The organism is Chryseobacterium sp. BIGb0232 (genome assembly GCF_024810195.1).
Classification (GTDB): domain Bacteria; phylum Bacteroidota; class Bacteroidia; order Flavobacteriales; family Weeksellaceae; genus Chryseobacterium; species Chryseobacterium pennae.
In genome coordinates, this window is sequence record NZ_JANUEH010000001.1 from 1,324,166 (window position 1) to 1,342,532 (window position 18,367).

Genomic DNA, 18,367 nt, shown 5'->3' on the forward strand with positions numbered 1-18,367 from the left:
ATGTTTATTTGATGATCTGTCCCTTATAATATTTTTCAAGGAAGAATCCAAGATCTGCTCTGTATCCTATTCCTGAAGCTTCGAATTTCCAGCTTCCGTTTCTCTTATACAGTCTTCCGAATTCAACACCAGTTTCAATAGAGAAGTCTTCATCCAGCTCATATTTTGCAATCTCCTGATTGGAGCTGTTGTCTACCACTCTGATGTATGAATTTCTTACCTGTCCGAAGTTCTGTTTTCTTCTTTCAAAATCTTCAATAGTAACAACAAAGAGGATCTCTTCTACTCTTGAATCTACTTTATCAAGGTCAATAACAATAGCCTCATCATCATCCCCATCACTGTTTTTTCCGCTTGGATCATCTCCGGTGTGGGTAAGAGCTCCATCCGGCGAAGTCAGATTATTATAAAAAACAAAATATTCCTCGCTTACTAATTTTCTGTCAGAATCAATCATGATTGCGGATGCATCAAGATCGAAGTCATAGCCTGTCCCTTCATTAGGATCCCAACCAAGTCCTATCGTCATTTTTGTCAGCCCGATCTCGATCTTCTGTCCTTTCTGTAGATTAATTGCCATAGTATTTTATATTATGAATTATTTTTTCCATTAAGATAGATTTGATTTACGAATTGACCAAATTTATTTACTAAAAATAATGGATATAAAGTAATTAAGTCTAATTTTCCCGATTAAATTAACGGCAACAAAAAAGGTTCAATTAAAAAACTGAACCTTTATATCGTATAATTATTAAATTATTTTTTAAAACTCCTTCTCTGAAGCCACTTTATTCCTGGCTTTTGCCAGCATAGGAATAGAAATAAGTCCCATTACAAGCATAATCACAATCTGAAGCGGCAAAGAAATAAAGGAATAGGTAAGTCCCATTTCGCCTCCAAGATCTGCACTCTTCCCTACTGAGATAAAAAGAGCCATAAAACCATATTTCATAGCCAGATTATAGGCTCCGATCCCACCACTGGCAGGAATAATCATTCCCATTGTTCCCACAACAATAATAAAGAAACCGTCTGCAAAGGTAAACGCTGAAGTTTCGGGCAATGCAAAACATACCAGGTAAGCGGCGAAATAATAGCAAATCCAGATTCCCAGAGTATATAAAACAAACTTTCCTTTTTGTTTTAATTTAAAAATGGTCATCAGTCCCTGAAAAATACCGTCAATAAAATTAACGATCTTACCAAGAAACGGAACATTCGCCAGTCTCTTTTTAAAGGCAAAAAACACAACTGTACCTCCGATTAATACAGAAAGAACAAGCAGTATCTTATTTGGATTAATATGTACTCCTGAGTTTTCATAAAATGACAGAATTGCGTCATATTTAAATAATAATGTCAGCCCTAAAAAACCAAGCATACATATCAGATCCACTACCCTTTCAAGGATGATCGTTCCAAAGGATTTGTCCACAGGAACTTTTTCTACTCCATATAGTGCGGTAGCTCTTGCCAGTTCTCCACTTCTGGGAATAGTAAGGTTCATTAAATATCCAAATGAAATAGACCAAAGCGAATTGGAATTGGAAATACTATGCCCCATCGGCTCCAGCATCAGATTCCAACGGATTGCCCTGAACCAATAAGCCAGAAGACCAAATACAGAGGCAAACAATACCCAAAGATAATTGGCCTTAGCTAATGATTGCTGAATCACTTTAAAATCAAGACCTTTTAAAGCAAGCCATAAAAAAAAGCCTGCAAAAGCAAGCGATATTACTATTGTAAGTACTGATTTTAAAGGATTTTTTGATGTTTTCTCCATGAATTATGTAAGAAGGTTTGTTTTTTCATCCGGGAAAACGATCTTCGGCTGGAAATCTTTTGCTTCTTCAGGAGTCATCTGTGCATAAGCAATAACGATGATGATATCATCCTTCTGTACTTTTCTTGCAGCAGGCCCATTCAGACATACTTCTCCGGATTTTCTTTTCCCTTTGATAACATACGTATCAAAACGCTCACCGTTGTTCACATTAACGATATAGACCCTTTCTCCCACTACCAGGCCGGCAGCTTCTATAAGATCTTCGTCTATCGTTATACTTCCTATATAATTAAGGTCTGAGGCTGTCACTCTTACCCTATGGATCTTGGACTTAAAAACTTCTATTAACATGCTGCAAATTTATTAATAAAAATTAATAAAACAGACGTACACTACCATTAAAAAACTCCCATAAACAACGGGGTTTAATTTTATAAAACACAAAAAAAGAGACCATTACTTATATTATTGTCAATTATATTCTTAAAAACATCAATACTTTATACACAATTTAGGATTTAATAAATACAGGAAATAATATTAACTTTTTGCTAAAGTCAATAAACATAAGCATTTGGCATGATTTTAGTAACCCGTAACGTAGATTTTTCGCTAAAACACGAATTATCATATTTTAACTGTTTTCACTGAAAAGTAAAAAAATTATGTAAGTTTTTATAAAAAAATTGCACAATTAGAAAATAGTATTATATTTGCTATAATTACGAACTAACTTTAATATTAAAAATTATGAACAAGTCTGAATTAATCGACGCAATCGCAAAAGATGCAGGTATCACTAAAGTTGCAGCAAAGGCTGCTTTAGAATCTTTCATTGGTAACGTAACTTCTACTTTAAAGAAAAAAGACGGAAAAGTTTCTTTAGTAGGTTTCGGTACTTTCTCAGTAGCTGAGAGAGCAGCTAGACAAGGGATCAACCCTGCAACTAAAAAACCAATCAAAATTGCTGCTAAAAAAGTTGCTAAGTTCAAGGCTGGAGCTGATTTATCAAATGCAGTTTCTGGTGCTAAGAAAAAATAATCATTCAGATTACGAAAATTCAAGACCGCTTCTCCGAAGCGGTCTTTTTTATACTCAATATTACCGACATTGGATGGATCATTAATTATGGCTTCGAATTCCTAAACTGAGAATTATATTCAAAAATTGAGTGATTAAGATAGAAGAAAACATTAAGAAGAGTGAAGGTGTTAAGAGTATTAAGTTTTCGCTAAAGCCTTTAGTAATATATAATAAATAAGCGGGCTAAAGCCCGCTTCTATAGATGTTTTAAATCCTTTTTATTAATTTACTGAAAATAGGTGTAACAAACCCTCTACCTACTCTTTTTCGCTTTTCATCCTTACCTATGGAGCCAATCGAGAAACCTTCCAGTCCAGCCCGTCCAGCTCATATACAATTCTATCGTGAAGGCGATTAGGTCTTCCCTGCCAGAATTCAATTTCGTAAGGCTTTGCAAGATACCCCCCCCAATGAGCAGGTCTTGGAACTTCAGTGTCTTCGTATTCTTTTTCCAGATCCTTTAATTTTTCTTCTAAAAACTCTCTGTTCGGAATTTCCTGACTTTGAGGAGAAACCACCGCACCCAACTGACTTCCTTTGGGCCTTGAATGAAAATAACCCTCACTTAGATTTTCTGCCACTTTCTCAAGATTGGCTTTGATGATGATTTGTCTCTCCAGATTAGGCCAGAAAAAATGCAGACAGGCTTTATGATTGTGCTCTATTGCTTTTCCTTTTTTACTGTTATAATTGGTATAGAAAATAAATCCTTCGTGAGTATAAGCCTTCAACAATACCATTCTTGTTCTTGGACAACCGTCTTCCTCTACCGTAGAAACCGCCATAGCATTGACTTCTGAGATCTCAGGACTTTCAGTTGCCTCCAAAAACCAGTCTCTAAACTGCTCAATTGGATTTTGTTTTATCTCACTTTCAATAAGTTGGGATTTGTCATACACTTTTCTTTTGTCGTGCAGGTTTTCCATAAATATTTTTTATTAAATTTGAGTATGAATCACTCATACAAAGGTAAAATATTAATCTCGACACCTGACATTTCCGGCGATATTTTTTCCAGATCGGTAGTATTGGTTATTGAACATAACGAAAGCGGAGCTTTTGGTTTGATACTGAATAAAAAGAATAGCCAGATGAGCAGTAAATTCAAGGATTTCTTTGATTTTAAGATCGAGGTATACGATGGTGGCCCTGTAGAAAATGACAAGGTATTCTTTATTGTAAAGAGTGATGAAAAAGTAACTGAAATCTATACTGATATCAACGATGAATACTACCTTACCGAAGATATCGAGCGCATCATCAATGCTGTATTAGCCAATGAACTGGATATTCACAATATAAAAATCTTTTCCGGATATTCCGGATGGGCTCCTAACCAGCTGGACAGTGAAGTTCAGAGAAAGATGTGGACTGTGGTAGATGTTTATAACCTTGACTATACCCTTCCAAACGACCAGACATTATGGAAATCAATCATGCAGAATCTTGGGGGTGAATTTTTACTTTGGGCTAACTCTCCTGAAGATATCTCATTAAATTAACTATATCCTTTTCAGATCAATAAAATAATTAACAAATTTTAGGATTTTATTAACCAATTTTAAAGAAAGTTTTCCCGTTCTTTGAAAAACCAAAATTACTGAAATGAAAGGTATTCCATTATTTGCTTTATCAATCTTTTCGACTGTCTTTTTATCATTCACTCCTCTCAGCAAGAAATACATTGTCATAGATGCCGGTCATGGCGGAGATGATTATGGCGCGGTGTATGGCGCTTCAATGAAAAAGATATCACACTAAGTATTGCGAAAGAAATTCAAAAACTTAGCGGAAAGCAAGAGCTATACGAGGTCATTTTAGTAAGAGACGAAGATACTTACCCCAGCCTTTCCGAAAGAACTGATCAGATCAATAAACTGAATCCTGAAATGGTATTTTCACTCCATGTCAATACCTCTTCTCAGAAAGAAACCTCAAAGCATGGTACTGAAATATATGTTCAGAATGCTGAAGACTCAAAGAAACTGGCGGGAAAAATTTATAAAAAATTTGATGTCCGTAAAATTGAAGAGCGTAATCTTCATATTTTGAGAGAAACCAAAGCTCCTACGGTATTGGTAGAACTTGGATTCATCAATAATTCCACAGACAGGAATTATGTCACCAGTGAAAAAGGACAAAAGGAAATCGCACAGAAATTCGTTGACATTATCAACGGAAACTAAATAAAAAAAAAAAAACAATTTCTGATTTACTCAGAATAAAACCCGGTAAAGGACTTTATAACTTGTTGTTTACCGGGTTTGTCAATTTTTATGAATTAAAACTCTTTTTCCAGCTTTCTACTAATTCTGTGAATCGGGAAATTTCAAAGGTCTTATTTCTTATTTTACCTACAGAAAATATGCCTTTCTCATCAGAAATCATCAAAATCTCTTCTGCTTTCTGAGATTCAAAAGCAATAATTTCGTGTTCCTGAATATCAGCCAGATTATTTTTATGTAAGAAAGTAACAAAATTTTCCATCAAAGGAGAAATGTAAGCACCTTCTGTCTGCTTTGGAACTTTAATAATATTACCTTCCATGAATAAAAGGTTTCCGGACGTGGTACGGGCAATTCTTTTATTAGGGTTCAAAAGGATTACGTCATCAAGGTCATTTTCCTGAGCGTAAATTTCACCATAGATATTTTCCGGACAATGTACTCTAATGTTACTTAAGAGATTATTATTTACATTAATTTCCTTGATCAGATCCAGGTCCAAAGGTCTTTGGTGAACAGCCAGTACATCATCCATTTCTTCAACTTCATAAAAGTAAGAAATTGAAGATTTTGCCAATGTCACAGCATCCTGATTTCTGAATACCTGAAAATTGATAATTCCGTTTTTGATTCCTTTACCGTCTATGATATCCTTTTGGAATAGTAACTGGAAAAACTCCAGTGTATAGGTTAAGGGAATATTCATTCTCATCTTTCTCATGGAAGCCATCAGGAAGAAATAACATTCTTCATCCATGATCAATCCGCCGTTTCTTACAAAGAAAGAAACCTTCACTGCGTCGCCCCAAAGAAAGGCTCTGTTCTTTACATTTAATGCGTCTGATGTAAAATATTGATTTTCCAATTTTTGATGTGATTTATTTACAAAAAAATAATGAACGATAAATCGTTCATCAGTTTTATCATTTAATAAAGCTCTGCATTACGCAGCACCTAATTTTATTCTGAGATTCTCAATAAGATTTTCCCAATACATTGCGTTTTCCTCTTCGTCACCTTCTTCACAAAAATCTGTAATATTCAGTGCAAGATCTTCTGTAATATCATCTATTGTGATAGTCATTTCAAAGAAGTTTTTAGTTCCCTCATCTTCTTCCCATCTGAAACGTACGAAACCTTCAGGCTTATATCTGATCAAAGTGGCCTTCTCTGCAGGTCCTCCACCCCAGCTAAAAAAGAAATCATCGCCTTTCTCTGTTACCTCATCCGCAAACCATTCAGACAATCCCTCCGCAGTAGCCAGATACTCGTATAAAATCTCTGATAAACAGTGCATTGGAAATTCGTAATGGACTTTATGTTTCGCCATATAATCTTTGTTTTTATCGTCCCGCAATATATAAATTAATTTTTTTATTACACAAAATTGCAGTTACTTTTTTAAAGAATCTGCATGATATTTATCAGAGATTATAAATACCTATTCTATTGTATATAAACCGTTAAAATTACCATGTTAAGCATAAAAAAAATCTCTCAATTCTGAGAGATTTATATCAACTGTTTCGAGTTATTTTTAGTTTGTTTAAAAGTGAAAATTCAATTCTACAAAACCTACTTTTCCGAATCCTGTTTCACTCCACCCGGTCTTCTTATCCTTTTGGAAAGTATCGCGGTCTACAATATAAATGTATTTATAATAAAACATAGGTTCTGTAGAAATGGAAAAATGCGGAGAAATGAAGTACTGAACACCTATAAAGGCCCCTATTCCGTTATCATACTGGGGTTTATTAATATTCTTGTAATTAGAATATCTCATAAAAGCATCTGCCCCATAATAAAAGTTCCAGTTACGGTATCTCTTAAGGTTTCTATCAACCCCAAGCTTCATGGCAAACTGTGTAAACCCTCCTTCACTATCATCCTTCTTATAATCAAATCCTGTTCTATAAGACCATTTCCCTTTCGGAGAATACCGGTAATTGATCACCATTGCATTATCATCGGATGCAAAAATGGATTTAATAAACTTATTAATCCCAATACCTATCTGATGTTTCGGGATTGTAAATAAAGTATCTTTCTGAGTCTGGGCCAGGCACAGGCATGAAAAGAAAAGAAAGAAAAATGCTGTAGTAATACGTTTCATAATAAAAACATCTCAAAGACTTATAAGCCTTTGAGATGTGTATCTTTTTTAGTTATGTTATTTTATATAATTTGCGAATATAGCTTTGATCTTCTGCTCAAAATCACCAATATACACATCTGTATTTTCAGTAGTTCCATCAGCATATACAATAAAGAATTCTCCTTTTCCATTTACTGTTTTATAAATGATCTCCCCAACCTTTTGTCCGGAATAGGATACTACAGCTTTAGAGTTTGCATTAATCTGGCTATCTGTTGGATCATTAATGGCAGCTAATGCTTCTACATTCATGCTGCAGTTAATTTTAAGATTCCCTTCTGTTACAGATGCTGTGATTGCTTTAAAATCATCTTTAGAAGATATATTAGCATAGTCCGCATGTTTTAATGTAACATTGGCAATAACTTCACTGTTTGCTCCCTGAGGTGTAGTAGCATTATATTTGAACTGGAATTCTTTACTTGAATTTCTCTGCCATGTAATCGTCTGCGTCCAAGGGGAAGCAAAGATCTTGATATTGGCACTGATCGGCATACTGAAGTTAGTACTGTTATCAAAAGTTACATTTGATAAGTTCATGCTAAAAACTGTATTATTACTTTTCTTTAATGTAAGATCAAAAGTTTTCGGAAGCCAGATTGTTTCAGAATTGTAGCTTGTCTGAACATCAGTATAGGAAGTAAGTGTTAATTCTCCGTCAACAGCTGCCTGATTCTTAACTGATGGAAATTTAAGAACAACTCCTGTAGAATTTCCTGTCTTAGCCCATTGCCCTGTAACATTATTAAAAGTATATTCACCCAGTTTTGTAGCAAACTGCAGCTTGTTATTGATCAGAACTTCTCCATATTGGTTTTCGAAACTTTCGATAACATTATTTAAGTGGCTATCATCGTACTCTTGTGCAGTATTATTGAACATGGTGTACAATATATATTTGGACAGATCACCATCATCCAATACATTCAGCTTATCATAAAAACCATTAATTGTTTTCTTGATATTTTCTTTGTCTTGTGCTACTGTTGTGGTACGATTTTCAGTAATAGAATCGTCTGAGCTCCCGCAGGCCTGAATTCCCAGGATAGTAGCAAGTCCTATCCCAGTGAATAAAATAATTTTTTTCATGGTTATTTTTTACGCTGCGAAAGTAAAGATTTTTTTTATGTATTCAAAGTTTTATAAAAAGAGTCTTATTCTTCATCCAGAATCTGTAAAATAATTTCACAGCCTTTTCTGATCTCTTCTTTTGAAATGGTTAACGGTGGAGATATTCTCAAATATTCATTTCTGTACAACTGCCAGAAAACAATAAGCCCGTTTTCCATACATTTTTTAGCAACATTTAAAGTATATTCAGGTTCCCCAAGGTTAACGGCAAGCATCAATCCTTTACCATTAATATTTTTAATCTTCGGATGTACCAAAAGCTCCCTGAAGAGATTTTCTTTTTCTTCTACTTCTTCCATCAGACCACTTTCCAGAACTTCTTTCAAGGTGGCATAGCTGGCTGCTGCAATCAGTGGATTTCCTCCAAAAGTCGTCACATGTCCCAGTTTTGGAGAATGAGACAGGGTTTCCATAATTTTTCTGGAACTCATAAAAGCTCCTACAGGAACTCCGCCTCCCATTCCTTTCCCCATGACCAAAATATCAGGAACGATTCCGAAATGCTCAAATGAAAACAGTTTTCCTGTTCTTCCAAATCCAGGTTGAATTTCATCCAGAATCAAAAGTGCACCTACTTCTTCACATCTTTTTTTCAGTCTGATCAGATAGTTATTATCAGGAACCAGGAATCCGGCAGCTCCTTGAATGGTTTCCAGAATAACACAAGCCGTTTTTTCTGTGATCTTTTCAAATTCGCTCTCATTATTGAATTCGATAAAAGATACCATTGGCAACAATGGGCGGAATTCCCTTTTATGATTTTCATTTCCTGAAACACTTAGTGCTCCATGAGTATTTCCATGGTAAGAATTTTTAAAGGAAACAATTTCTTCTCTCCCGGTATATCTTTTAGCAAGCTTCAAACTCCCATCAATGGCTTCAGCACCACTATTTACAAGATATGTCACCTCCAAAGGCTCTGGAGTAGCCTCCGCCAGTAACTTACATAATGCAATTGGTTTTTCCTGCGCATATTCTCCGTATACCATTACGTGAAGGTATTTATCTGCCTGTTCCTTGATGGCATTCACAACTTTTGGATGTGAATGTCCCAGAGTATTGGCCGATACTCCCGCTACAAAATCAAGATATTTTTTCCCATCTGTACCATAAATATAGTTTCCTACCGCTTTTTCAACTTCAAAACCTGCTGCAAATTTTGTGGTTTGCGCCTGATATATAAAAAAATCTTTGTGCATTTCCATTGTCTCAAAAAATTTCAGCAAAGCTATAAAAGATTCAGCAAACGCCGAAATTATTGATAGGGAATAAAAAAGTCACACTTACTAATGTAAATGTGACTTTTCATTGAAATATTAAGATTCGTTTTATCTTATAATACCTTCTCTACTGTTACATAACTGTCATTGGTAACTGTATAATTGGTTGTACCACTTACTTCCGTAATGGACTCTAGTGTAATATACTGTCCCTGAACCGCATACACTGAAATATCCAAACTAATCTTCCGATTGGTACCATCAAAATTAACTGTATCTTCAAGCAATTGAAATCTTTTGACATCATTCAGGTATAAACTGGCTCCCAATCTGTTACTAAATGATCCGGCGGGACCTGTAAAATTAAGATTGAGATTAACTCGATATAATCCTGTTTGCCTAATGTACAGTCTATTCAGGTTTGCTCCTGTTGTAGGAACGTTTGTTTTAAGCTTTAAAGGATCGGCAAGAAAATTGGGTTTATCGATCGTATTATTTATCGGTAGTAAAGCTGTACCATTGGTAGTTGATACAGAATTTAACCGGAATCTTGAGATATTATCAGATTCTATTTCAAAAGCCTTGCTCCATACGAGACCGTCAAAAACCATTACCTGTCCTGTAGCTTTAACAAACAAGAGCATTCCTCTTAATTCCTCTATCCTGGTTGCCGGAGCACTTGCTCCTGTATATGGAAGATCTGTTGCTGCATTTACAGCTGGAAGTCCAAGACCTTTTACACCAGTTGCTTCACTGGTATTGGTAACATACATCATTACCCTGTCATTTCCATTCGCGTTAGAATCGGGATTAGAGATATTGGTGAAATTCACCTGTGCACTGTAAATATTGATCGCCAATAAAGACAGTCCGAATAAATATTTTTTCATCTTAATAAGCTTTAATTAAACGTGCTGCAAGGTAAGAGTTGATTGAGCTGGCATCTGTACCATAAGCAGATAGAGACCCTCCTGATCCACCAATAGTTCTGATTGTAGGAATAACCCTTAATTCAGCACCTACCGGCAATGAAAGCGTCTGGGCAAAACTGCATGTTTTATTTCCATTAGTATCAATAACAAATATGAGTGAATAGTTTGACTTGGTAACGATAGTTTCCCAATTTCCTGTAGGTACATACCTAACCTGTAATGTCAGTTTAAACTCTGTAACTCCAATCTGGGCTCCAAGCGATCCACCGGTAAACCCTAAAGCAGCTCCTACATCATAGACTCCAGCCTGTTTTATTGTTACATTACTTGCATTCTTTAATGTAAGATTATCAACAAGAACTTCGCTTTTATTATCCGGAGCTAAATAAACGGCAGACCCTGTTGAAAGACATATTCCTAAACCGAAAGCAATACAAGGAATTGAAATCCCTGAAGAGATTCCCAGTCTTGATCCTTTAAGCTGGTATATCCCCTGGATCTGTCTTGCAGGATTCCAGGCATAGCCGTCATATTTGTAATATTGATCATCTGTCTTATTGTAGATAAGCCCTCCTATAAGGTTAGGATAGTCATTAAATACATCTGTCACTCCAGCGTTATATTGTGGAAATGAAGTAAAGCTATTAGAATAAGGAAGTATTACTCCTTTAGTTCCGTCCAGAACTTTTACTATATTTTTTGTGCTATAAATATCACCACCAATACCTACCTGCGCCTGTAGAAAGTATTGGCTAAAAAGCGCTATAATAAGTGTTACCTTTTTCATCTTATTGCATATTTATTTTTTCAACAATAATATCCGATATAGAGTTTCCTGTAGTGTTCATCGAAAAAAACATATTACTTCCCAGACAACCACCTACCAGCATTGCCTGGTTACCATAAAATCTTAATCTAGCTCTGTCATTAGCATTAAAAACACCTACATAGGTAAATGCAAGCGACTGACCTACGTCTATAGATCCAATAGGTATTGAACCCAATGAAAGTAATCCGCCTGTGGTATTACTTACTGTATTATTAACAGGCTTCCAAGATGTACCATTATCAGAACTGATTTCTAAGTTCAATCTGGAATACAGGTTGGTTGATGCACCTATACATGTAGGTGTTCCCACATTAAGTGTACCACTTTTAAATGATATTTTATATAAACCTCTTGTTTTAAAATTAATCACATTACTTGTGGTACTTAGTAAATCTACATCAGTTGATATTTCATTCAGAGCAGGTATTCCTGTAGTAAATGGTACATCTACTGCTGCGCATTGCTGATTAGATCCTATAATACAATTGGGGAATGGTAACAGCACACAGGGATCACAAGTAGTAGTTACAGTACCATTCCTTATAAAACGGGCCATTTTGTTATTCTTCATGGTGGTTACAATAGGATCTGAAATCTTCCAACTTGTTCCGTCATTCTGAACAACACTTCCTGTTTCACGGTTAAAGATGATAGAACTTTGGGTTCCATCTCCCGTTGTACCAGCTAATGAAGCAGGCAATACTGAGGTGGTATTGGCTCTTGGTAATCTGGCGGCGTAATCATCTTGCTTTACGTGCAATTGAGCTCGAACGTCTGGCTGGAAGCCCGCGGTTTTGGAAATACCAACTTGGGCACTAATCTTTATATTAAAAATAATAAAGATCAAGATAATAAATTCTAATTTCATATTGTCATTTTTAGATTGGCTTGACCTATTAAATGTATAAAATATTATAATTATATAATTATGTCATTATAAAAAAAATAATAATTCCAATATATTAGAATAAACATAACCCGTAAAAACAGCTGTACACAACAGAAAATTCTATGTTTATGACAGAAAAAAAATATTTTTAAATTCTGAAGTTTAAGAGTAAAATTCGAACTTTTTCAGGCTCTTTTTTATGATTTTACTCGTAAAAAATTCACCACTTATTGATATGAAGAATGATTTTTTAACATTTTGTATCACAAAATAATATTTAAATATGGCTTTTGCCCAGATTAAAATCCAATTACCAACAATAAAAAACAACCCCGCAAAATACTGATTTACAATATTATAAATAAAAATTAAATAAATTTATTAATAACAATAAGATGCTTATACAATTTATTCTCTATTGTTACCAATCTTATTAATAAATTTTATTTAACATATTGTTTTTTCACTATTAAATGATATAAAATATAAAATTATACTTATTTTATTTAAATATTCATAATCATCAAAAAATTGAGTCTTTGTTTAACCAAAACCTAGCTGAACAAAATTTCAAAACCTTTATTTATAATTTTTATTCTTCAAAAAAACATCAAATTAACCTTTATAAATAAAAAAACCGCTTTACAAATAAAGCGGTTCATTTTATGTTATTTTCTTACTCTTTTCGGTTTCTTAGCCTCTTCTTTGGCCCGTTCTTTCTCAATAGCATCCTGTGCCTGATCGTACAGCTCATTATCTGAAGAATACTTGATTTCTTCATAATTCGGGCTGTCTACCAGTATATCCTGCCATTTCCTTATCCTGTCTTTTGTATTCCAGTTAAAATCGGGGAACTTCCTTCTTACAGGTTCTAGTTTACTCATCGGATAGGTATCTGCTGTAGCCCCAATACTGCAGGAAATAATCTGCAAAGTTCTTTCCTCAAATAAAGCACCAATAATACCACAGGCAGAAAGTGTGATTCCAATTCTTTCAGGCTTTTGAGTTTCTTTGTTTACATCATCTACATAAGCAATAGACTGGGCATTTCCTACGACCCTTGCCTCTTTAATATCATTCCCCTGATAGTAAACCGTCATAAATTTACCTTTCACCTGATTGAATTCATCTTTCAGGGTTAAGGAATCTACTTTGCTGATCGCTAAAGCATTTCCAGTTACTTTTAAAGAGTCTATATTTTCATTCTGGGTATTGAAATAGGCTTCAACCTTATCTCCTGTTACCTGTTTCTCCCCACTCCATAAAATAGGTTTTGTATACATATGCAAGATACCATCTGTCTCATTAAACGCAATGGAATCAGCCCTTCCCTGTGCATTGGATTTGTATATTCTAGCCTTTTTGTAAGCTCTTAAAAAGCTCTTCTTTATTCTGATATCTAAAGAATCCTGTTTCTGGTAAGATATAATCTTCTCTGCTGCAAAATACGCGGTGTCTTTTTCCATGATTTTGACAGCATAAGGATTTTTAGTCATCATGGAAGAATCTTTTTTCTCAAAGATTTCACCATATCCTCCTTTCATATATCTCCTTTCTTTCGGATCATCAAGCTTTACATTTCCAGTCGCTTTTCCAAAACCTGTGATCTGGTTAAAATACATATCATCACCGGTAAGGATTTTGTCATTATAAAAGATCTTGGAATTCTTATTTAGGAAAGCTTCTTTGGTTTCCATCCTATAGGTTCCTCTTTCTGTATAAACCCTGTTTTTAGGATTAGCTCTGTTGGTGATGGTAGTAGGTCCGAAAAATTCGGCGACTTTGGTATTCTGATTCTGCTTGATATTAACTCCTTCAATAATGTATTGGGCATTGTCTATTTTCACATTTCCAACAAAATCAATCATTTTGGTATCGAGAAAATAGGTTGCAGACTTAGTATACATTATATTCCCCTGACTATCAGAAATAGTACCTCCCGTATTAAAATAAGCCTGACTAGAAAGTTTATCATAATACAGAATATCAGTTTTAATAGTCTGCTTGGGATCTGTTAAGACAACATTTTTCCGGGCAACACCTTTTTGGGTATTCCCATCATATTCCATTTCTCCTGCTGTAATCACAGAGCCGTCTGCATTCTGAAGTTTTGTATTTCCAATTGCTTTGGCAAAGTTTTCTTCACTATAAAGAACAACTTCATCTGCGGTAAGTATAGACCCCTTTTGTTCTATCTGAACATTTCCTACAAAGTATTGATTACCATCATATTTCGTGGGATCTTTAATAATTTTATCTGCGTTGATAAGTTTTATTTTATCTTCAGGTTTCAGGGGCTGTGGTTTTGCAGGTGAAGGAGTCTGTAAATAGGGATCTCGCTTCACAGGCGTCTTGTCCTGCGCCAAACTGAACGTAGAAATAAAGATAAACAGAAAAAGGATTATTCTCATTAATTAGTCATTCTTAGTGCCATAGAAATATAGCGAATGAGAATCAATTTTTACGCCAAATGCTTCTTCAATGGCTTCTTTGATTCCTTGAATTCTTGGGTCACAGAACTCAATAATTTCTTCAATTTCTTTATCAGAGTCTTTTTTGTAGATTACCAGATGGTCATGCTGCTTGTCAAAATAAGACTTTTCATAAGATGAAGAGGTAAGGGTTTTTTCTCCAAACTGATGCTTACGGATTAAACCTGCATCAAGGAAAATCTCAATAGTATTGTAGATGGTAGCTTTAGAAACATGGTATTTCTTCTGCATCATCAGAAGATACAGATCATCAACATTAAAGTGATGATCCATATTATAAATTTCTTCTAATATCGTATATCTTTCAGGCGTGTTTCTGAACCCTTTTTCTAATAAGTAGTTTCTTAAAACATCCTTGATCAAAGCTATATTTTTTTCTTTTTGTACTGTATCCATTAAAAAAATTATCTACAAATTTATTGAATTTTATTTAAATAGATAGTATGGTTAAATACTCCGGGTATTAAGAGTTGTGACGGAAGTACCCAGACTGTTCAATTTTATTATCATAAACAGTAAGTTCTGTAATAGGGGCAGACTCCACTTCTACGTTGTGTGAAGATACTCCCCAGGCCTTAAAGTCATCACTTCCTATATACTTCACAAAGTTGTAAATATTAAGGGTAATCTTCTGTTTAACAGTTAAAAGTATATCGTTGATATAGGTGTTATCAATGATAACATACTTCAGATCCGGCGGTATATTATGAGCTCTTAAAGACGGATGACTGCTTCTTGAAGGGATGGTTCCTTCAGCCATTAAATCTTTAAGCACCATATTAAAATAATCATTAATTCTTCGGTCTACTTTAAATCCTAAAAGGAAATTGATCTTATAAACGGTTCCAGGCAGAATTTCATCTACTGTGTATTTGAATGTATATGGATCTTCCTGGTTAACAATACTTAAAATAAAGTAATGATCTGCTCTTTTCGGCTGTTTTTTGATGATGGAATAGATAATTTTGGATTCCACTTCATCATTTCTTTTGGCGCGGCTCAGATAAGCTAAATTGGTGGCATATTTCGGAATGGTTTCATCCAGTTTCATATCCTTAAGAATAGAAACGTATTTTTCTATTTTCACATATTGGATAAAATTAGCTTTAATTAATCTTCCGTTATACCATGCGTACATACATACGGCAATAAACCCACCTAATACCATTGTTAACCAACCTCCGTCTACAAACTTAATTACATTGGCATAGAAGAATCCCGATTCCAGGAAAAGATATACAACCGCAAAACCGGCAATAAAAACTTTATTGACCCTTGTACGGCTCAGCCAGAATAAAAGAAGGATTGTTGTCATCAGCATCGTAATGGTGATTGTAAGCCCATAGGCAGCTTCCATACTTTCTGATTTCTGGAAGAATATAACCACTACAAAACAGAAAGCCATCAACCCCCAGTTAATTCTTGGGATATACATCTGTCCTTTAACCCCTGAAGGGTATTCAATATGCTGATTAGGCCAGAAAGAAATAGACATTGCTTCTGAGAACATGGTAAATGAACCGGTAATTACCGCCTGACTGGCAATAATTGCCGCTGCAGTTGCCAGAATTACACTTGGTAAAACAGCCCATTCCGGCATGATTCCAAAGAAAGGATTTACTCCGTTGTGTACCTGATGATAATTATCCAATAACCAAGACCCTTGTCCTAAATAGTTCAGGATAAGCATAAGCTTAACAAAAATCCAGCTGATTCTGATATTCTTTGCCCCACAGTGTCCTAAGTCTGAATACAAAGCTTCCGCTCCTGTTGTACACAGGAATACGGCTCCCATAATGACAATGGCACTGGATGAATGTGTAATCAGATTATAGGCATAGATCGGATTGAAAGCTCTTAAGATTTCAATGTGGTCGAAAATATGCATTGATCCTGAAATTCCTAATACCAGGAACCACGTCACCATGACGGGTCCAAAGAATTTACCAATAGATGCGGTTCCAAACTGCTGTACAACAAAAATTATGAATAGGATGACTAAAGTAATGAGGACTACCGGAGTTTCTGGATTGTAAATTTTTAATCCCTCAATTGCAGACATCACCGTTAAGGAAGGGGTGATTACACTATCTGCGACGAGCGTGGATGCTCCAATAATGGCGACTACGTACAGCCATTTTTTCTTGAGTTTTTTTACTAGTGAATACAGTGCAAGAATTCCACCTTCACCCTTGTTATCTGCTCTTAAAGCAATAATCACATATTTCAGGGTAGTCTGAAGCGTCAATGTCCAGATGATACAGGATAATGCTCCTTCAATGTATTCATCAAATGGCATGGTAGCGCCGTCTTTTCTTGCGTTCACAATCGCTTTCATTACGTAAAGCGGTGACGTACCTATATCTCCGAAAACGATCCCGAGAGAAACGATAACGCCTACAAATGAAAGCTTCTTTAAGTCAAAGTGATGACCGCCTTCTGTAACTTCTGCCATATCAGCCAATTTATTTTTTTAAAAGCGCAAATTTATATCAATTTTATGACCCCAAGAACTTTTCTTCATGAATATAATAAATGAAAAAACTTCCTTTCGGAAGTTTTTCTCTATAATCTATCATTATTTTACGTACATCGCTTTTTTGATTTCCTCTTTTACTTTTTCAAGTTTAGGGAACCATTCTGCAAATAATGCAGCAGAATAAGGTGCAGGTGCATCAGGAGTAGTAATTCTCTTGATTGGAGCATCTAAATAATCAAATGCTTTTTGCTGTACCATATAAGTAATTTCAGAAGATATAGACGCAAATGGCCAGGCTTCTTCTAAAATCACCAATCTGTTTGTTTTCTTTACAGATTCTAAAATAGTGTCAAAATCAAGAGGACGAACAGTTCTAAGATCGATAACCTCAACAGAGATTCCTTCTTTCTCCATATCTTCAGCTGCCTGCATCGCTAATTTCATGATCTTACCGAAAGAAACTAAAGTAACATCCTTACCTTCTCTCTTTATATCTGCTTTTCCTAATGGTAAGTAGTATTCTTCTTCAGGAATTTCCATTTTATCTCCATACATCTGCTCAGATTCCATGAAAATAACCGGATCATTATCCTGAATTGCAGTTTTCAACAATCCTTTCGCATCATAAGGATTTGAAGGAACCACTACTTTAAGGCCAGGAATGTTTGCAAACCAGTTTTCAAAAGCCTGAGAGTGCGTAGCTCCTAATTGCCCTGCAGAAGCTGTAGGTCCACGGAAAACAATTGGGCAGTTCCACTGTCCACCACTCATCTGACGGATTTTTGCAGCATTATTGATAATCTGATCAATTCCTACCAATGAGAAATTGAATGTCATATACTCTACAATTGGTCTGTTACCATTCATCGCAGCTCCAACAGCAATTCCTGTAAAACCAAGTTCTGCAATTGGGGTATCGATTACTCTTTTAGGACCAAACTCATCCAGCATTCCTTTTGAAGCTTTATATGCACCATTGTATTCTGCAACTTCCTCCCCCATTAAAAAGATGGATTCGTCTTTACGCATTTCCTCGCTCATTGCCTGTGCAATTACCTCACGAAAAGTATATTCTGCCATATTTATTCGAAAAATTTAGACTACAAAAATAGTGTTTTTTTATTATACACATAATAAAAA

20 protein-coding genes are annotated in these 18,367 nt (G+C 35.1%); 4 read left to right on the plus strand and 16 right to left on the minus strand.

Annotated features, from left to right (window positions below; all coding sequences use genetic code 11):
* Positions 1–4: 4 nt before the first annotated feature.
* The 3 genes from M2372_RS05770 to panD all read right to left on the minus strand — a co-directional run bounded on the left by M2372_RS05770 (position 5) and on the right by panD (position 2,143).
* Positions 5–580 carry a TerD family protein gene (locus tag M2372_RS05770; protein WP_115970093.1) on the minus strand — a complete coding sequence of 192 codons (576 nt, stop codon included), beginning with the start codon at positions 578–580 and terminating at the stop codon, positions 5–7.
* 186 nt (positions 581–766) lie between these two features.
* On the minus strand, positions 767–1,789 hold the full coding sequence (locus M2372_RS05775) for a lysylphosphatidylglycerol synthase transmembrane domain-containing protein (RefSeq protein WP_123318001.1): 1,023 nt from the start codon (positions 1,787–1,789) through the stop codon (positions 767–769).
* Between the two features lie 3 nt (positions 1,790–1,792).
* Entirely contained in the window at positions 1,793–2,143 is a 351-nt protein-coding gene (panD, locus tag M2372_RS05780; RefSeq protein ID WP_047386679.1) for an aspartate 1-decarboxylase, read from the minus strand.
* 399 nt (positions 2,144–2,542) lie between these two features.
* Between panD and M2372_RS05785 the strand changes: the two genes are divergently transcribed.
* Positions 2,543–2,833 carry an HU family DNA-binding protein gene (locus M2372_RS05785; protein ID WP_027379880.1) on the plus strand — a complete coding sequence of 97 codons (291 nt, stop codon included), beginning with the start codon at positions 2,543–2,545 and terminating at the stop codon, positions 2,831–2,833.
* Positions 2,834–3,159: 326 nt separating this feature from the next.
* Here M2372_RS05785 and pdxH read toward each other — a convergent pair whose 3' ends face one another.
* Entirely contained in the window at positions 3,160–3,801 is a 642-nt protein-coding gene (gene pdxH / locus M2372_RS05790; RefSeq protein WP_123318000.1) for a pyridoxamine 5'-phosphate oxidase, read from the minus strand.
* Positions 3,802–3,825: 24 nt separating this feature from the next.
* On the opposite strand from pdxH, the gene M2372_RS05795 reads away from it, so the two are divergent.
* The 3 genes from M2372_RS05795 (at position 3,826) to M2372_RS05805 (ending at position 5,061) form a co-directional block, all read left to right on the plus strand.
* On the plus strand, positions 3,826–4,377 hold the full coding sequence (locus tag M2372_RS05795; protein WP_115970090.1) for a YqgE/AlgH family protein: 552 nt from the start codon (positions 3,826–3,828) through the stop codon (positions 4,375–4,377).
* 103 nt (positions 4,378–4,480) lie between these two features.
* Positions 4,481–4,636 (plus strand): hypothetical protein, encoded by a 156-nt coding sequence (locus tag M2372_RS05800; protein ID WP_228455616.1) that lies wholly within the window; start codon positions 4,481–4,483, stop codon positions 4,634–4,636.
* A 14-nt stretch (positions 4,637–4,650) separates the two neighbouring features.
* The gene (locus M2372_RS05805) at positions 4,651–5,061 is read left to right on the plus strand and encodes an N-acetylmuramoyl-L-alanine amidase (protein ID WP_259080651.1); all 411 of its coding nucleotides are present in this window, start codon (positions 4,651–4,653) and stop codon (positions 5,059–5,061) included.
* 88 nt (positions 5,062–5,149) lie between these two features.
* Here M2372_RS05805 and M2372_RS05810 read toward each other — a convergent pair whose 3' ends face one another.
* From M2372_RS05810 to M2372_RS05865, 12 genes are all read right to left on the minus strand, one after another.
* Complete coding sequence (locus M2372_RS05810; RefSeq protein WP_115970088.1) at positions 5,150–5,965, minus strand: aminotransferase class IV; 816 nt, start codon at positions 5,963–5,965, stop codon at positions 5,150–5,152.
* 78 nt (positions 5,966–6,043) lie between these two features.
* Positions 6,044–6,430 (minus strand): START-like domain-containing protein, encoded by a 387-nt coding sequence (locus M2372_RS05815; protein WP_034696870.1) that lies wholly within the window; start codon positions 6,428–6,430, stop codon positions 6,044–6,046.
* 216 nt (positions 6,431–6,646) lie between these two features.
* Positions 6,647–7,213, minus strand: a complete 567-nt coding sequence (locus tag M2372_RS05820; RefSeq protein ID WP_123317999.1) for a hypothetical protein — start codon at positions 7,211–7,213, stop codon at positions 6,647–6,649.
* Positions 7,214–7,270: 57 nt separating this feature from the next.
* Positions 7,271–8,344, minus strand: a complete 1,074-nt coding sequence (locus M2372_RS05825) for a hypothetical protein (protein ID WP_123317998.1) — start codon at positions 8,342–8,344, stop codon at positions 7,271–7,273.
* 65 nt (positions 8,345–8,409) lie between these two features.
* On the minus strand, positions 8,410–9,585 hold the full coding sequence (locus M2372_RS05830; RefSeq protein ID WP_115970228.1) for an aspartate aminotransferase family protein: 1,176 nt from the start codon (positions 9,583–9,585) through the stop codon (positions 8,410–8,412).
* A gap of 134 nt (positions 9,586–9,719) precedes the next feature.
* Positions 9,720–10,496 (minus strand): hypothetical protein, encoded by a 777-nt coding sequence (locus M2372_RS05835; RefSeq protein ID WP_123317997.1) that lies wholly within the window; start codon positions 10,494–10,496, stop codon positions 9,720–9,722.
* 1 nt (position 10,497) lies between these two features.
* Positions 10,498–11,325, minus strand: a complete 828-nt coding sequence (locus tag M2372_RS05840) for a hypothetical protein (protein WP_123317996.1) — start codon at positions 11,323–11,325, stop codon at positions 10,498–10,500.
* Between the two features lies 1 nt (position 11,326).
* Complete coding sequence (locus M2372_RS05845; protein WP_123317995.1) at positions 11,327–12,235, minus strand: hypothetical protein; 909 nt, start codon at positions 12,233–12,235, stop codon at positions 11,327–11,329.
* 689 nt (positions 12,236–12,924) lie between these two features.
* Positions 12,925–14,667, minus strand: coding sequence for an OstA-like protein (locus M2372_RS05850; RefSeq protein WP_115970082.1), 1,743 nt, complete (start codon positions 14,665–14,667; stop codon positions 12,925–12,927).
* Between the two features lie 3 nt (positions 14,668–14,670).
* A complete protein-coding gene (locus tag M2372_RS05855) occupies positions 14,671–15,144 on the minus strand; it encodes a Fur family transcriptional regulator (protein ID WP_027374694.1) in 474 nt (157 codons plus the stop codon).
* A 67-nt stretch (positions 15,145–15,211) separates the two neighbouring features.
* Positions 15,212–17,203, minus strand: coding sequence for a KUP/HAK/KT family potassium transporter (locus tag M2372_RS05860; RefSeq protein WP_115970081.1), 1,992 nt, complete (start codon positions 17,201–17,203; stop codon positions 15,212–15,214).
* A 123-nt stretch (positions 17,204–17,326) separates the two neighbouring features.
* Positions 17,327–18,307, minus strand: a complete 981-nt coding sequence (locus M2372_RS05865; RefSeq protein ID WP_115970080.1) for a pyruvate dehydrogenase complex E1 component subunit beta — start codon at positions 18,305–18,307, stop codon at positions 17,327–17,329.
* Between the last annotated feature and the right edge of the window lie 60 nt (positions 18,308–18,367).

What these genes read in the sequence shown, in the direction of transcription:
- M2372_RS05770 (WP_115970093.1), bottom strand. Translation starts at nt 580, where the DNA reads ATGGCAATTAATCTACAGAAAGGACAGAAGATCGAGATCGGGCTGACA.
- M2372_RS05775 (WP_123318001.1), bottom strand. Translation starts at nt 1,789, where the DNA reads ATGGAGAAAACATCAAAAAATCCTTTAAAATCAGTACTTACAATAGTA.
- panD (WP_047386679.1), bottom strand. Translation starts at nt 2,143, where the DNA reads ATGTTAATAGAAGTTTTTAAGTCCAAGATCCATAGGGTAAGAGTGACA.
- M2372_RS05785 (WP_027379880.1), top strand. Translation starts at nt 2,543, where the DNA reads ATGAACAAGTCTGAATTAATCGACGCAATCGCAAAAGATGCAGGTATC.
- pdxH (WP_123318000.1), bottom strand. Translation starts at nt 3,801, where the DNA reads ATGGAAAACCTGCACGACAAAAGAAAAGTGTATGACAAATCCCAACTT.
- M2372_RS05795 (WP_115970090.1), top strand. Translation starts at nt 3,826, where the DNA reads ATGAATCACTCATACAAAGGTAAAATATTAATCTCGACACCTGACATT.
- M2372_RS05800 (WP_228455616.1), top strand. Translation starts at nt 4,481, where the DNA reads ATGAAAGGTATTCCATTATTTGCTTTATCAATCTTTTCGACTGTCTTT.
- M2372_RS05815 (WP_034696870.1), bottom strand. Translation starts at nt 6,430, where the DNA reads ATGGCGAAACATAAAGTCCATTACGAATTTCCAATGCACTGTTTATCA.
- M2372_RS05820 (WP_123317999.1), bottom strand. Translation starts at nt 7,213, where the DNA reads ATGAAACGTATTACTACAGCATTTTTCTTTCTTTTCTTTTCATGCCTG.
- M2372_RS05825 (WP_123317998.1), bottom strand. Translation starts at nt 8,344, where the DNA reads ATGAAAAAAATTATTTTATTCACTGGGATAGGACTTGCTACTATCCTG.
- M2372_RS05830 (WP_115970228.1), bottom strand. Translation starts at nt 9,585, where the DNA reads ATGCACAAAGATTTTTTTATATATCAGGCGCAAACCACAAAATTTGCA.
- M2372_RS05835 (WP_123317997.1), bottom strand. Translation starts at nt 10,496, where the DNA reads ATGAAAAAATATTTATTCGGACTGTCTTTATTGGCGATCAATATTTAC.
- M2372_RS05840 (WP_123317996.1), bottom strand. Translation starts at nt 11,325, where the DNA reads ATGAAAAAGGTAACACTTATTATAGCGCTTTTTAGCCAATACTTTCTA.
- M2372_RS05845 (WP_123317995.1), bottom strand. Translation starts at nt 12,235, where the DNA reads ATGAAATTAGAATTTATTATCTTGATCTTTATTATTTTTAATATAAAG.
- M2372_RS05850 (WP_115970082.1), bottom strand. Translation starts at nt 14,667, where the DNA reads ATGAGAATAATCCTTTTTCTGTTTATCTTTATTTCTACGTTCAGTTTG.
- M2372_RS05855 (WP_027374694.1), bottom strand. Translation starts at nt 15,144, where the DNA reads ATGGATACAGTACAAAAAGAAAAAAATATAGCTTTGATCAAGGATGTT.
- M2372_RS05860 (WP_115970081.1), bottom strand. Translation starts at nt 17,203, where the DNA reads ATGGCAGAAGTTACAGAAGGCGGTCATCACTTTGACTTAAAGAAGCTT.
- M2372_RS05865 (WP_115970080.1), bottom strand. Translation starts at nt 18,307, where the DNA reads ATGGCAGAATATACTTTTCGTGAGGTAATTGCACAGGCAATGAGCGAG.